Genomic DNA, 14,308 nt, shown 5'->3' on the forward strand with positions numbered 1-14,308 from the left:
AACCTCGATATATCAAGAGACGAAAGGAGTGCTATGCAGGAGAAGATTAAGCGGGTCTACATTCCCATGACCGAGACGGCTTTTTATATCCTCTTTGCCTTACAAGAGGAGCGGCACGGGTATGAGATTACCCAGCGGACCAAGGAGCTAACTACTGGACAGGTCATCATCAGCCCTGGCACCATGTACGGCACCTTATCCAAGATGGAAAAGGATGGCTTGATTGCCTTCAAACGAGAAGAAGAAAAACGCAAGCTCTACCAGATAACTGCCCTGGGTAGGGAGATTCTGGCTCTAGAGTTGACACGGATCGAACGCCTATATAAAACCAGCAGAGGAGAAAGCCTATGACAACCAAGACGGAAGTGAAATTCTTTTTTATCACCGATTTTGAGGAGGAAGCCAACTACCTGACGGCCATGCACCGCAAGGGCTGGAAGCTGACCAAGATTCGCTTTGACTGCCTCTTTCATTTTGAAGAAACGGCGCCTCAAGAAGTGGTCTATCGCTTGGATTTTAAGGATAATGGCAGAGCTGACCAGGAGACTTACTACCAGCTCTATCGGGATTATGGTTGGGAACCTGTAACGACCTGCAACAGCTTTGAGATTTTTAGAAAACCTGCCAGCCAAGTGGAAGATGATGATATTTTCAGTGATGAGACCAGTCGCTGGGAGATGATTCGACAAATTTTTATAAGACGGTTTTTGATTTTGTTGAGCATGGTTGTCTTGACTATTGCTGGCGGCTCATTCTTTAATAAGCTAGATTTAGCGGTGACAGTTGCCATGATTGATGTACCGATTTGTTTTTATGTCGGTTACCGTTTTTACCAATTATGGAAGAAATACAGAAGGAACTAATATGAAAAAACAACCAATCGCAGCTCTGCTACTGAATGTTGTGACTTTTGTCAGCTTTGTTTTGCCACGGACAGACCTATCAGCCACAACTCTTTCTGACTGGGGGGGTCAATCTTCTGGCTCTGGTTCAGCTAGTCGTGATGTCACTTTTAGTGATTCGATTCTTCAGACAAAAGAAGTCTTCTCGGTCTTAAGACTGAAATTAGCACTCTTGGTAAAAGAGTGCTAATTTTTTCTTGACAAGGAGAGAGGATGGTGTATAATAGGAGTATAAGATTTAGCACTCGATACTTTAGAGTGCTAATAGAAAGGAGCTCGCTATGATTACCCAACGGCAGACAGAGATTCTGAATCTGATTGTGGAGCTCTTTACCCAGCACCATGAGCCGATTGGCTCCAAAGCCTTGCAAGACGTCTTGTCATCTAGTTCGGCGACCATTCGCAACGACATGGCAAAACTTGAGCAGTTGGGCTTGCTGGAAAAGGCGCATACCTCAAGCGGTCGCCTGCCTAGCCGAGCTGGGTTTCAGTATTTCGTGACCCACACGCTCAATCGAGAGTGGATGGACGAGGCGGATGTCTATCAGGTGGTCAAAGCCTTTGACTTTGAAGCCTTTCGCCTAGAGGATATCTTGGAGCGGGCGGCACAGGTCCTGGCAGAGATGACAGGTTACACGGCTGTCTTGCTCGATGTGGAGCCGACCCAGCAACGCTTGACCAAGTTTGATGTGGTGCAGCTGAGTAGCCATGACGCCTTAGCTGTCTTGACACTCGATGCTTCTAAGCCTGTCACCGTTCAGTTTGCCATTCCAAAAAACTGGTTGACACGGGATTTAGCGACCCTCAAGCAGTTGGTTGATGAGCGTTTCATCGGGCAAACGGTCTTGGACATCCACTACCGCCTGCGGACGGAGATTCCTCAAGTGGTGCAGCGCTATTTCACCACGACGGACAATGTGCTGGATGTCATGGACTATCTTTTTCAGCCCCTTTTTCAAGACACTGTCTTTGTCGCTGGGAAAATGGCTACGCTGACCTACGGCAGTCCAGAGACCTATCAGTTTTTGGATAGCCCACAAGCCTTGGCAGTCAGCCTGCGGTCAACCGTGACAGAGCAGGAGACGACCGCTATCTTGGTCGGTGATGCACGAGAGTCTGTCTTGAGTGAGCTGACCGTCATTCATCACCGCTTTCCAGTCCCTTATCGGGGCATGGGGCAGATGAGCTTGATAGGACCGATTGACATGGATTACCATCGGCAGATGAGCCTCATCAATGTCATCAGTCGAGTCCTCTTCATGAAGCTGCAAGACTATTACCGCTATCTCAATAGCAATCATTATGAAGTACATTAAAGGAGGAAGCATGTCAGAAGAAGTGAAACAAGACGACATTCTTGAAGAAGAAGGTGTCGACGAATCAGTAGAAGTAACCGAAGAAGTCACTGAAAGTCCAGAAAAAACAGAGCTGGAAATGGCGACTGAGCGAGCAGAAGAGTTTGAAAACAAATACCTGCGAGCCCACGCTGAAATGCAAAACATTCAGCGACGTGCCAGTGAAGAACGCCAGACCCTGCAACGCTACCGTTCGCAGGACTTGGCCAAAAAAATCTTGCCTAGTCTGGACAACTTAGAGCGTGCCTTAGCTGTTGAAGGCTTGACGGACGACGTCAAAAAAGGCATCGAAATGGTGCAAGATAGTCTCCTCCAAGCCCTGAAAGAAGAAGGCGTCGAAGAGGTTGAGACAACAACTTTTGATCCAAATCTCCACATGGCAGTTCAAACCCTACCAGCTGATGACGACAACCCAGCAGACACCATCGCTCAAGTCTTCCAAAAAGGCTACAAACTCCATGAACGCCTGCTTAGACCATCTATGGTGGTGGTGTACAATTAGTCTATAATGATGGGCATTAACGTGCTTTATCATTAGACGGAACCGCTATGGCGGATTGCCTAGACTCCTTACTAGTTCGATAGCAAAATGGTATCGATTTTGCTATCTCACGTCGCAATTACACTATACAATGTTAATAGCTAATCAAAAAAATAAATATGTCCGAAATGACGATAAACTATGAAAATAAGAAATAAAATTGCTATTTCGGGTGCTTCAGCAATGAAGCGAACGAAGTGAGCCATTCCGATACTCTTCGCCGTAGTGGCAGTGAGATAAGCGATTGTTTCGCTTATCTCACGACGGAATTTTTGAGACTTTAGGCTCAAAAGTTAGCTATGAAACGCCGGAGGCGGTTGCTAGCATCCGCACTACCTAAGAAGAGGATCAATAAAAATAACTTTAAAAGAGGTAACACACATGTCTAAAATTATCGGTATTGACTTAGGTACAACTAACTCAGCAGTAGCAGTTCTTGAAGGAACTGAGAGCAAAATCATCGCTAACCCAGAAGGGAACCGCACTACTCCATCTGTTGTGTCCTTCAAAAATGGCGAAATTATCGTTGGTGACGCGGCAAAACGCCAAGCAGTGACCAACCCAGATACCATCATCTCCATCAAATCTAAAATGGGGACTTCTGAAAAAGTATCTGCCAACGGCAAAGAATACACCCCACAAGAAATCTCAGCCATGATTCTGCAATACCTCAAAGGCTATGCAGAAGATTACCTTGGCGAGAAAGTGACTAAGGCAGTTATCACTGTTCCTGCCTACTTCAACGACGCGCAACGTCAAGCGACCAAAGACGCTGGTAAAATCGCTGGTCTGGAAGTAGAGCGTATCGTCAACGAGCCAACCGCAGCAGCTCTGGCTTATGGTCTTGACAAGACAGACAAAGAAGAAAAAATCTTGGTCTTTGACCTTGGTGGTGGTACCTTTGACGTGTCTATCCTAGAACTCGGTGATGGGGTCTTCGACGTTCTCGCCACTGCTGGTGACAACAAACTTGGTGGTGATGACTTCGACCAGAAAATCATCGACCACATGGTGGCAGAATTCAAGAAAGAAAACGGCATTGACTTGTCAGCTGACAAGATGGCTCTCCAACGCTTGAAAGATGCAGCTGAAAAAGCTAAGAAAGACCTGTCAGGTGTGACCCAAACTCAAATTAGCTTGCCGTTCATCACTGCGGGAGCAGCTGGACCACTCCACTTGGAAATGACCCTGACTCGTGCGAAATTTGATGAATTGACCCATGACTTGGTAGAGCGTACCAAAGTGCCTGTTCGTCAAGCTCTTTCTGACGCTGGTTTGTCAGCTTCTGAAATTGATGAAGTTATCCTCGTTGGTGGTTCAACCCGTATTCCAGCGGTGGTTGAAGCTGTCCGTAAAGAAACAGGTAAAGAACCAAACAAATCTGTTAACCCTGACGAAGTCGTTGCTATGGGTGCCGCTATCCAAGGTGGTGTCATCACTGGTGATGTGAAAGACGTTGTTCTCTTGGACGTTACGCCATTGTCACTCGGTATCGAGACTATGGGTGGGGTCTTCACTAAACTCATCGATCGTAACACCACTATCCCAACTTCTAAATCACAAGTCTTCTCAACAGCGGCTGATAACCAGCCTGCCGTAGACATCCATGTTCTTCAAGGTGAGCGCCCGATGGCAGCAGACAACAAAACACTTGGTCGCTTCCAGTTGACAGATATTCCAGCAGCGCCTCGCGGTATCCCTCAAATCGAAGTAACTTTCGACATTGACAAGAACGGTATCGTCTCTGTTAAGGCCAAAGACCTTGGGACACAAAAAGAACAAACCATTGTCATCAAGTCTAACGATGGCTTGTCTGAAGAAGAAATTGAGCGCATGATGAAGGACGCTGAAGACAACGCTGAAGCTGATGCGAAGCGTAAAGAAGAAGTGGATCTTCGTAACGACGTGGACCAAGCCATCTTTGCGACTGAAAAGACCATCAAGGAAACTGAAGGCAAAGGCTTTGACGCCGAGCGTGACGCTGCCCAAGCTGCTTTGGACGAACTCAAAGCTGCCCAAGAAGCTAACAATTTGGATGACATGAAAGTTAAATTTGACAACCTCAATGAGAAAGCGCAAGCCTTGGCGGTGAAAATGTATGAGCAAGCCGCAGCAGCTCAGCAAGCTGCCGCAGGCGCAGAAGGTGCTAGCCAAGCTAACCCAGCAGGTGACGATGTCGTAGACGGCGAGTTTACGGAGAAGTAATGCACCAACATTGATTGTTGCTAAAGCAACTAATCAATGAACGCCAGTCGCTATTCTGGCGACTGGCTAGGTGCCTTACTAGATGATTCGGGAAGTTATTATCGAACTTCCTGAATAGTCGTCGTCTCTGTACAGTTGAATACCGTTGTTGTACAATAAACATTCAAACCAGAGGTTGATACCCAGCCTCTGGTTTTCGGGTAATGGAAAAAGTTTCCAACTAAATGTGACTTGCTGCTCTGCTATGGCGAGCGAAGCGAGCTCTTAACGGATACTTTTCGCCGTAGCAAGAGTGAGGATAGCGATTTGTCGCAATTCTCACGGCGGTCTTCTGAGACTTTGGCTCAGAATTTAGCCATGGAACTCCGAAGGAGATCGCTGGCGTCCGTGCTACTTAAGAAAAGTATCAAGAAAAAACCGAAAGGTAAAATTATGAACAATACAGAATACTACGACCGATTAGGCGTCTCTAAGTCTGCGTCGCAAGACGAGATTAAAAAGGCTTATCGGAAATTATCTAAAAAATACCACCCAGACATCAACAAGGAAGCTGGGGCGGAGCAAAAATACAAGGGCATCCAAGAGGCCTATGAGACGCTCGGTGACGAGCAAAAACGGGCCAGCTATGACCAGTTTGGACCTGCTGGAGCAGGCGGTGGTTTTGGTGGTGGTGGCTTCGGCGGCTTTGATGGCTTCTCTGGCGGCGGCTTTGGTGGCTTCGAGGACATCTTCTCTAGCTTTTTCGGTGGTGGCGGTGGTTCTCGGAATCCTAATGCCCCTCGTCAGGGCGATGATCTTCAGTATCCAATCCGTATCAGCTTTGAAGAAGCTATCTTTGGTACGGAGAAAGAAATCAGCTACCAACGTCAATCCACTTGTGGGACATGTAGTGGGTCAGGGGCCAAGCCAGGTACCAGTCCTGTGACCTGTGGACGGTGTCATGGTCAAGGGGTGATCAATGTTGATACGCAAACGCCGCTTGGTATGATGCGTCGTCAGATGACTTGTGATGTCTGTCACGGACGAGGCAAGGAGATCAAAGACCCATGTCAGACCTGTCATGGTACAGGTCATGAGACCAAAGTACATAAGCTATCCGTGAAAATACCTGCTGGAGCAGAAACTGGACTGAAACTACGTCATTTAGGCGGTGGAGAAGCAGGTTTCAATGGCGGTCCTTACGGTGACTTATATGTCATCATCACCGTTCTCCAAAGCGATAAATTCAAACGCGATGGCACAACGATTTACTACAGCATGGATATCAATTTTGTTCAGGCTGCTCTTGGTGACACGGTTGAGGTACCGACTGTTCATGGTGCGGTTGAGATGAGCATTCCAGCAGGGACACAGACTGGCAAGACTTTCCGCCTCAAAGGTAAGGGAGCACCGCACATCAGAAGTGGCGCAGTGGGTGACCAGCATGTCACGGTTAATATTGTGACCCCGACCAAACTTAACGACGGTCAGAAAGCTGCGCTCAGAGATTTTGCGGCAGCCAGCGGCTTGGATGATGTCCATCCTAAACGCAAAGGTTTCTTTGACAAGGTGAAAGATGCCCTGGAAGAGTTATAAGAACTGCTCTGCTATTTTTCCAAAGCCCTGCGGGGCTTTTTTGGCGAAATGGTCAGAGAAATCAGAAAATTTTAGGGAATCCAGCTATCAAATTGTCTTAAAATATGATAGAATAAAGAGGCACCTGATAACGTGGGAGCTTGAATAACGCTGCTAAATCAAGTTGATTTTGTCTGGTTTAGCATGACGATATTATTCTAGCAGTAACATGTCGAGGTGAGACTAGAGACGATACGATAAAGGAGAACCTTATGGCAACTTACAATCACAAAGACATTGAACCCAAGTGGCAGAAGTACTGGGCGACTAATCACACTTTTAAGACGGGTACGGACAAGGATAAGCCGAACTTTTATGCCCTAGACATGTTTCCTTACCCATCAGGAGCGGGTCTCCATGTGGGACACCCTGAGGGTTACACGGCGACAGATATTCTCAGCCGTTACAAGCGGGCGCAAGGCTACAATGTCCTTCACCCTATGGGCTGGGATGCCTTTGGTCTGCCGGCTGAGCAGTACGCCATGGATACGGGAAATGACCCTGCTGACTTTACGGCAGAGAATATTGCCAATTTCAAACGTCAGATTAACGCTTTGGGCTTTTCCTATGACTGGAATCGGGAAATCAATACGACTGACCCTGACTACTACAAGTGGACCCAGTGGATTTTTACCAAGCTTTATGAAAAAGGGCTGGCTTATGAAGCCGAAGTTCCTGTCAACTGGGTAGAGGAATTGGGGACCGCCATCGCCAACGAAGAAGTCTTGCCAGACGGCACGTCTGAACGAGGTGGTTATCCAGTCGTTCGCAAGCCGATGCGCCAGTGGATGCTGAAAATAACTGCCTATGCAGAGCGTCTTCTCAATGACTTGGAAGAGCTGGACTGGCCAGAATCCATCAAGGACATGCAGCGCAACTGGATTGGCAAATCAACAGGTGCAAATGTGACCTTCAAGATCAAGGATACAGACCGTGAGTTCACTGTCTTTACCACACGACCTGATACCCTTTTTGGAGCGACTTATGCGGTTCTTGCGCCAGAGCACGCCCTGGTCGAAGAGATTACAACTGCTGACCAAGCCCAAGCTGTTGCAGACTACAAGCACCAAGCCAGCCTCAAGTCGGATTTGGCTCGGACAGACCTCAACAAGGACAAGACGGGTGTTTGGACGGGTGCCTATGCCATCAACCCTGTCAATGGACGAGAGATCCCCATCTGGATAGCAGACTATGTTTTAGCGAGCTACGGGACAGGTGCCATCATGGCAGTACCTGCTCACGATGAGCGGGATTGGGACTTTGCCAAGGCCTTTGACCTTGAGATTATTCCTGTCCTTGAGGGTGGCAATGTCCAAGAAGCAGCTTATACAGAAGATGGTCTTCATATCAACTCTGATTTCCTTAATGGACTGGATAAGGCGGACGCTATTGCTAAAATGGTGGCTTGGTTAGAAGAAAACGGCGTTGGTCAGGAGAAAATCACTTATCGCCTTCGCGACTGGCTCTTTAGCCGTCAGCGTTACTGGGGTGAGCCGATTCCGATTATCCATTGGGAAGATGGGACCAGTACGGCGATTCCTGAGAGTGAGCTGCCGCTCATCTTGCCAAAAACCAGCGACATCAAGCTGTCTGGGACAGGCGAGAGCCCATTGGCTAATTTAACTGACTGGCTAACGGTGACCCGTGAAGATGGGGTCAAGGGTCGCCGTGAGACCAACACCATGCCGCAATGGGCAGGCTCAAGCTGGTATTACCTGCGCTACATTGACCCGAAAAATAGTGAAAAATTAGCAGACGAAGACCTTCTCAAGGCCTGGTTGCCAGTTGATATTTACATCGGTGGGGCTGAGCACGCCGTGCTTCACCTGCTCTATGCCCGCTTCTGGCATAAGTTCCTCTACGACATTGGCGTGGTGCCGACCAAGGAACCTTTCCAAAAACTCTTTAACCAAGGGATGATTTTGGGGACTAGTTACCGTGATGGTCGTGGGGCGCTGGTGGCTAGTGACAAGGTAGAAAAACGTGACGGCAGCTTCTTCCATGTGGAAACGGGTGAAGAGCTAGTACAGTTGCCAGCCAAGATGTCCAAGTCCCTAAAGAATGTGGTTAACCCTGACGATGTGGTCAACCAGTACGGGGCTGACACGCTGCGGGTTTACGAGATGTTCATGGGGCCGCTTGATGCGTCTATCGCTTGGAGCGAGGAAGGTCTGGAGGGCAGTCGCAAGTTCCTCGACCGTGTCTACCGCTTAATCACGACCAAGTCATTGGTTACGGACAATAGCAGAGCGCTGGACAAGGTGTACCATGAGACAGTGAAAGTCGTCACTGAGCATATTGAAGAGCTCAAGTTCAACACAGCCATTGCCCAGATGATGATTTTCGTCAACGCTGCCAACAAAGAAGACCAGCTCTATCTCGACTATGCCAAAGGCTTTATCCAGCTGCTAGCACCATTTGCACCGCACTTGGGTGAGGAACTCTGGGAGCAGGTAACAGGTGCAACAGATGGCATTTCCTATGTGACCTGGCCGACCTATGATGAGAGTAAACTGGTCGAAGACGAAATCGAAATCGTTGTCCAAATCAAGGGCAAGGTCAAAGCTCGCCTAACGGTTGCCAAAGACCTGAGCCAAGAAGAGCTGGAGAAAACTGCTCTGGCAGATAGCAAAGTCCAAACCGAGATAGCAGGACAGACGGTGGTCAAGGTCATTGTTGTACCGAATAAGTTGGTCAACATTGTGGTTAAGTAAAACGTTACTCGTTTGCCACCTTCCAGAGTCTCCCCAGTCTCTGGAAACCAACCAAACTTGTCAGCATCGTTACAAGTAACGGTCACTCGTTTCTTTGCTGATTTCCAACTTCCAACAGTCTACTTCCAGACTGTTTTGGGGGAATCGGTAGGGGAAGCCCCTTTAGATTAGATATTGCGCTGGGGAGTTTTTTCCAAATGCCATTATTTAAAACGTTACACTAATGTTAGTTGATAGATGCTAGTTTACACTACTGAGATTGTAAACTAGTGTCTGTTTTTTGTTTACTTTTACGATATGCTGTAGCATCGGGGCTTAAAAAATATTTTTTCAAAATGTCTTGACTTTATCTGAAAATTTGATAAAATATTTCAAGAAATAAGGACTTTTAAGGTGGGACAGAGAGCCTACTAAGGGACTTCGACAGTAAAAAGAAAAAGGTATTGGCTTTTTCTGCATTATCGAATAACCAAGCAAGTCTCATTTCGGTATCATTGGGACTTATTTTTATGCCAAAAATCAGTCTCATCAAGAAAAGGAGAAGACATGGCAGAGAAAAAATTATTGTTTGATATTCACGAGAGCCCTGATTTGGGGAAAGGGTTGTTGCTTAGTATTCAGCACGTGTTTGCGATGTTTGGCGCAACGATTTTAGTGCCACTGCTATTAGGAATGTCGGTGTCAACAGCCTTGCTAGCTTCTGGTATAGGGACCTTGATTTATATGGTGTCAACTAAGTTCAGTGTTCCCGTTTATTTAGGTTCATCGTTTGCCTACATTTCAGCGATGGGATTTGCCAAAGAGCAGATGGGGGGAGATATTTCAGCAGCACAGACAGGTATTATTCTTGTCGGTTTGGTCTATGTCCTTGTGGCTTTGTTGGTTGGTAAGGTCGGTACAGCGTGGATTGATAGGCTCTTGCCACCTGTTGTTATCGGGCCGATGATTATTGTGATTGGTCTTGGGTTGGCTAATACTGCTGTAACTAGCGCAGGTTTCGTTAAAGACGGTGACTGGCGCAACATGCTGGTAGCAGGGGTCAGCTTTATGATCGCCGTCTTGGTTCAAACCAAGGGCAAAGGTTTTATGAAGGTCATTCCCTTCTTGATTGCCATTGCTGGTGGCTACATCGTGGCTGCTTTGATTGGGTTGGTTGACTTTACTCCTGTTAAGGAAGCAGCATGGTTTGCTCTACCGACCATTAGCCTACCATTTGCCACTGGTATCGAGAGTTTTGGTCAGTACAAATTTTACTTTGGTCCTGAAGCGCTAGCTATTCTACCGATTGCTATTGTAACCATTGCTGAGCACATCGGTGACCACATGGTTCTAGGTGAAATTACTGGTCGGAATTTCTTGAAAGAACCTGGGCTCAATCGTACCCTAATCGGTGACGGGGTGGCAACGGCATTCTCAGCTTTTATCGGAGGTCCTGCTAATACGACTTATGGTGAGAATACGGGGGTTATTGGGATGACACGGATTGCCAGCGTGTCAGTCATCCGTCACGCAGCTTTCATCGCTATTGGTCTTAGCTTCTGTGCCAAGTTTACCGCCCTCATTTCAACGATTCCAACAGCAGTATTGGGAGGGATGTCCATTCTTCTTTATGGGGTTATCGCCAGCAACGGTCTTAAAGTCTTGATTAAGTCAAAAGTCAACTTTGGGGCTTCGCGTAACCTTGTTATCGCCTCTGCGATGCTGGTGCTTGGTCTTGGCGGAGCGGTTTTGCAGATCGGCTCTAGCTTGGTCATCTCAGGGACAGCCCTAGCAGCTATTGTTGGTGTCTTGCTCAATCTGATTTTACCAAAAGAATCAACAGAATAAACAGTCAAAAGCTGGAGCAGAAATGCCTCAGCTTTTTAGCATGATGGCTACAAATAAAGGACAAAATGGAGAGATGGTTCAGTCAGATTATTTTGAAGAGATTTTCTTCTCCGATTTGTCCTATAAAGAGGAGTCAAAAGGTGCAATTTTTCTAAAAAAAGGTATAATGAAAAGGAGTGACAACTCACAAAATAGAAGGAAAAGCTCTGCTATTTTCCTAAAAGAGGATAAGACATGAAAATAATTATCGTCGGAGGTGGAAAGGTCGGTACCGCCCTCTGCCGTTCTCTGATTGACGAAGATCATGATGTGACCCTGATTGACGAGGATGAGCAAGTCATTAAGACGGTGACCAAGCGTCATGATTTGATGGGAATTGTTGGTAATGGGGTGAATTTTCAAATTTTAGATGAAGCAGATGTCCGTCACTGCGACATTTTTATTGCCCTAACGGATAAGGACGAAGTTAATATGATTGCTGCTGTTTTGGCTAAAAAAATGGGAGCCAAGGAGACGATTGTGCGGGTGCGTAATCCCGAATATTCAAACCCTTATTTTCGTGACCACAACATTCTTGGTTTTTCACAAATTATCAACCCTGAGTTGTTGACAGCTCGCTATATTGCTAATGCTATCGAGTTTCCAAATGCCCTATCGGTTGAGCATTTTTTCAACGGTCGCATTATGTTGATGGAATTTAAGATTGCCGAGAACAGTCGTTTGGTTGGCCTGTCTTTACAGCAATTCCGGAAAAAATTTGAAGACATTCTGATTTGTGCCATTGTGCGTGGCAAGGAGGTCATCATTCCTGACGGTCTGGTCTCCATTCAAGCCAATGATAAAATTTTTGTGACAGGGCAACGTCAAGCCATGGTTAATTTCCACAATAGCATAAAAACACAGATCATCAAAAACTTTATGGTTATCGGAGCTGGCAAGATTGCTTACTACCTCATGACCATTCTCAAAAATACAAAAATTAATGTTAAGTTAATCGAACTCAAACGAGATCGGGCTGAATTTTTCAGTGAAACTTTTTCACACTTGCATGTGGTCAAAGGTAATGGCACTGCAAAAAATGTCTTGCTTGAAGAGGGCGTTGAGCATTACGATGCTGTCGCAACCTTGACTGGGGTCGACGAAGAAAACATCATTGCGTCGATGTACTTAGACAGTCTCGGTATTCCTAAAAATATCACTAAGATTAACCGAACAAGTTTGCTAGAAATTATCGGAGACCGCGATTTTTCGAGCATTGTCACCCCAAAACTCATTGCCGTTGATAGTATGATGCACTTTATTCGTGGCCGTAAGAATGCTCAAGAATCAAGTCTTGAAGCCCTGCACCATGTGGCGAAAGGTAAGGTTGAGACCCTCCAGTTTGACATTACAGATCATAATAAAGCGACTGACAAACCACTTGATAGTCTACGCTTAAAGCCAAATATTGTCATCATGGCTATTATCCGAAAAGGGAAAGCTATTTTCCCAACTGGACAGGATTGCTTCCAAATCAATGATAAGGTGATCGTTGCGACGTTGCAAAAAAACATCCACAATATTTGTGATTTGTTAGATTAGGAGGCGATATGAATCATTCAATTATTCGCCGTACCCTGTCGAAATTACTCTTGATTGAAGCGGCACTGATGGTCGTCCCATTAGTTGTTGCCATAATTTACCACGAAGAAGCAAAGGTTTTTCGAGCCTTGCTGATTACAATGGGGTTGTTGACGCTGATTGGCCTTTTTGGGAGTCTCATCAAACCCAAAACTGAAAAAATCTACGCCAAAGAAGGCATGCTAATTGTCTCTTTGTGCTGGGTACTTTGGTCCTTTTTTGGTGCTCTTCCTTTTGTCTTTAGTGGTCAAATCCCATCTCTAGTTGATGCGTTTTTTGAAGTGAGTTCAGGATTTACCACAACAGGGGCAACGATTTTACCGGATGTTGGCGTTTTGTCCCCGTCACTCCTCTTCTGGCGGAGCTTTACGCACCTTATTGGCGGCATGGGGGTATTAGTTTTTGCCTTGGCCCTGCTCAATAACGAGAAAAATAGTCATCTTGAAATCATGCGAGCAGAGGTCCCTGGGCCTGTCTTTGGTAAGTTAGTGTCGCGACTGAAGGACACTGCCCAAATCCTTTATGTTATTTACCTCAGCCTTTTTGCCATTTTAACTCTCCTACTTTACTGGGCTGGTATGCCATTCTTTGATAGTCTGATTATTAGTATGGGAACAGCTGGAACAGGCGGTTTTGCGGTCTATAACGATAGCATTGCCCATTACAATAGTTCTTTGATCACAGGGATTGTAACCGTTGGTATGCTTGTTTTTGGTGTAAACTTTAACCTCTATTATCTCCTTTTGCTCAAGAAAATCAAACTTTTTTTCAAAGATGAAGAGTTAAGGGCCTATCTTATTGTAATTTTTGGGAGTGCGGCGCTGCTTTTTCTCAATATCGGAGGTTTGTTTGCAAGCTCTGGTAAGGCTCTGGAAGTCATCTTTTTCCAAATTGCAAGTTTGTTAAGTTCCACTGGTTTTGGCTTGCTTGACATATCGTCGTGGCCGATGTTTTCTCAGATGATTTTGCTCATGCTCATGTTTATCGGAGGGATGGCAGGATCGACCGCTGGTGGCTTTAAGGTGATGCGGGTCTTGATTTTAGCTAAGATCATCCGACTCCAAACCCTACAAAATCTCTATCCCAATCGCATCATGACCGTCCATGTTAATGACCGCACCTTAGATAAGGGTACTCAGCATAGCATCATGAAATATTTTGTGGTCTACGTTGCCCTATTTATCGGATTGGTCTTTGTCCTTAGTCTTGATAGCAACAACTTTTTGGTGGTTATCAGTGCCAGTGCCAGTATTTTTAACAATATTGGGCCAATATTGGGAACAACAGAGACCTTTGCCTTCTTTAGCCCATTCTCAAAAATAGTCATGTCCTTCATGATGATTGCTGGGCGATTGGAAATTTTTCCGCTCCTCTTGCTCTTTAGCAAAAAAGCCTGGTCTAAATATTGAACCGCACCCCAAAAGTTAGACAGATAATCTAACGAATGGGGTGCTTTTTTATGAAATTGAGCTACGAAGATAAATTAAATCTCTATGAGCTAAGAAATAAAGGGCTGACGTGGTCCCAACT

General features: G+C 46.1%; 12 protein-coding genes. All 12 read left to right on the forward strand.

Annotation, left to right across the window (positions count from 1 at the left end):
- The first annotated feature begins 33 nt into the window (after positions 1 to 33).
- The 12 genes from ACERC7_RS07570 (at position 34) to ACERC7_RS07625 (ending at position 14,187) form a co-directional block, all read left to right on the forward strand.
- Positions 34 to 351, forward strand: a complete 318-nt coding sequence (locus tag ACERC7_RS07570) for a PadR family transcriptional regulator (protein WP_373660498.1) — start codon at positions 34 to 36, stop codon at positions 349 to 351.
- The gene (locus ACERC7_RS07575; RefSeq protein ID WP_373657952.1) at positions 348 to 863 is read left to right on the forward strand and encodes a DUF2812 domain-containing protein; all 516 of its coding nucleotides are present in this window, start codon (positions 348 to 350) and stop codon (positions 861 to 863) included. The genes ACERC7_RS07570 and ACERC7_RS07575 overlap by 4 nt, the downstream gene beginning before the upstream one ends.
- A 1-nt stretch (position 864) precedes the next feature.
- Positions 865 to 1,092: a hypothetical protein gene (locus tag ACERC7_RS07580; RefSeq protein ID WP_373657953.1), complete on the forward strand. Its 228-nt coding sequence runs from the start codon at positions 865 to 867 to the stop codon at positions 1,090 to 1,092.
- 91 nt (positions 1,093 to 1,183) lie between these two features.
- Positions 1,184 to 2,218: a heat-inducible transcriptional repressor HrcA gene (gene hrcA, locus ACERC7_RS07585; protein WP_373657954.1), complete on the forward strand. Its 1,035-nt coding sequence runs from the start codon at positions 1,184 to 1,186 to the stop codon at positions 2,216 to 2,218.
- A gap of 10 nt (positions 2,219 to 2,228) precedes the next feature.
- On the forward strand, positions 2,229 to 2,759 hold the full coding sequence (gene grpE / locus ACERC7_RS07590; RefSeq protein WP_373666588.1) for a nucleotide exchange factor GrpE: 531 nt from the start codon (positions 2,229 to 2,231) through the stop codon (positions 2,757 to 2,759).
- 420 nt (positions 2,760 to 3,179) lie between these two features.
- A complete protein-coding gene (dnaK, locus tag ACERC7_RS07595; RefSeq protein ID WP_373666589.1) occupies positions 3,180 to 5,003 on the forward strand; it encodes a molecular chaperone DnaK in 1,824 nt (607 codons plus the stop codon).
- Between the two features lie 432 nt (positions 5,004 to 5,435).
- Complete coding sequence (dnaJ, locus tag ACERC7_RS07600; RefSeq protein ID WP_373657959.1) at positions 5,436 to 6,578, forward strand: molecular chaperone DnaJ; 1,143 nt, start codon at positions 5,436 to 5,438, stop codon at positions 6,576 to 6,578.
- A gap of 251 nt (positions 6,579 to 6,829) precedes the next feature.
- Entirely contained in the window at positions 6,830 to 9,331 is a 2,502-nt protein-coding gene (leuS, locus tag ACERC7_RS07605; protein WP_373666590.1) for a leucine--tRNA ligase, read from the forward strand.
- Between the two features lie 546 nt (positions 9,332 to 9,877).
- A complete protein-coding gene (locus ACERC7_RS07610; protein ID WP_373666591.1) occupies positions 9,878 to 11,158 on the forward strand; it encodes a uracil-xanthine permease family protein in 1,281 nt (426 codons plus the stop codon).
- Positions 11,159 to 11,180: 22 nt separating this feature from the next.
- Entirely contained in the window at positions 11,181 to 11,396 is a 216-nt protein-coding gene (locus ACERC7_RS07615; protein ID WP_373657963.1) for a hypothetical protein, read from the forward strand.
- Complete coding sequence (trkA, locus tag ACERC7_RS07620) at positions 11,393 to 12,739, forward strand: Trk system potassium transporter TrkA (RefSeq protein ID WP_373666592.1); 1,347 nt, start codon at positions 11,393 to 11,395, stop codon at positions 12,737 to 12,739. Before ACERC7_RS07615 ends, trkA begins: the two co-directional genes overlap by 4 nt.
- A gap of 8 nt (positions 12,740 to 12,747) precedes the next feature.
- Positions 12,748 to 14,187 carry a TrkH family potassium uptake protein gene (locus ACERC7_RS07625; protein ID WP_373660491.1) on the forward strand — a complete coding sequence of 480 codons (1,440 nt, stop codon included), beginning with the start codon at positions 12,748 to 12,750 and terminating at the stop codon, positions 14,185 to 14,187.
- Positions 14,188 to 14,308: the final 121 nt, after the last annotated feature.

It is taken from the genome of Streptococcus sp. E17BB, assembly GCF_041807725.1.
GTDB classification, from domain to species: domain Bacteria; phylum Bacillota; class Bacilli; order Lactobacillales; family Streptococcaceae; genus Streptococcus; species Streptococcus entericus.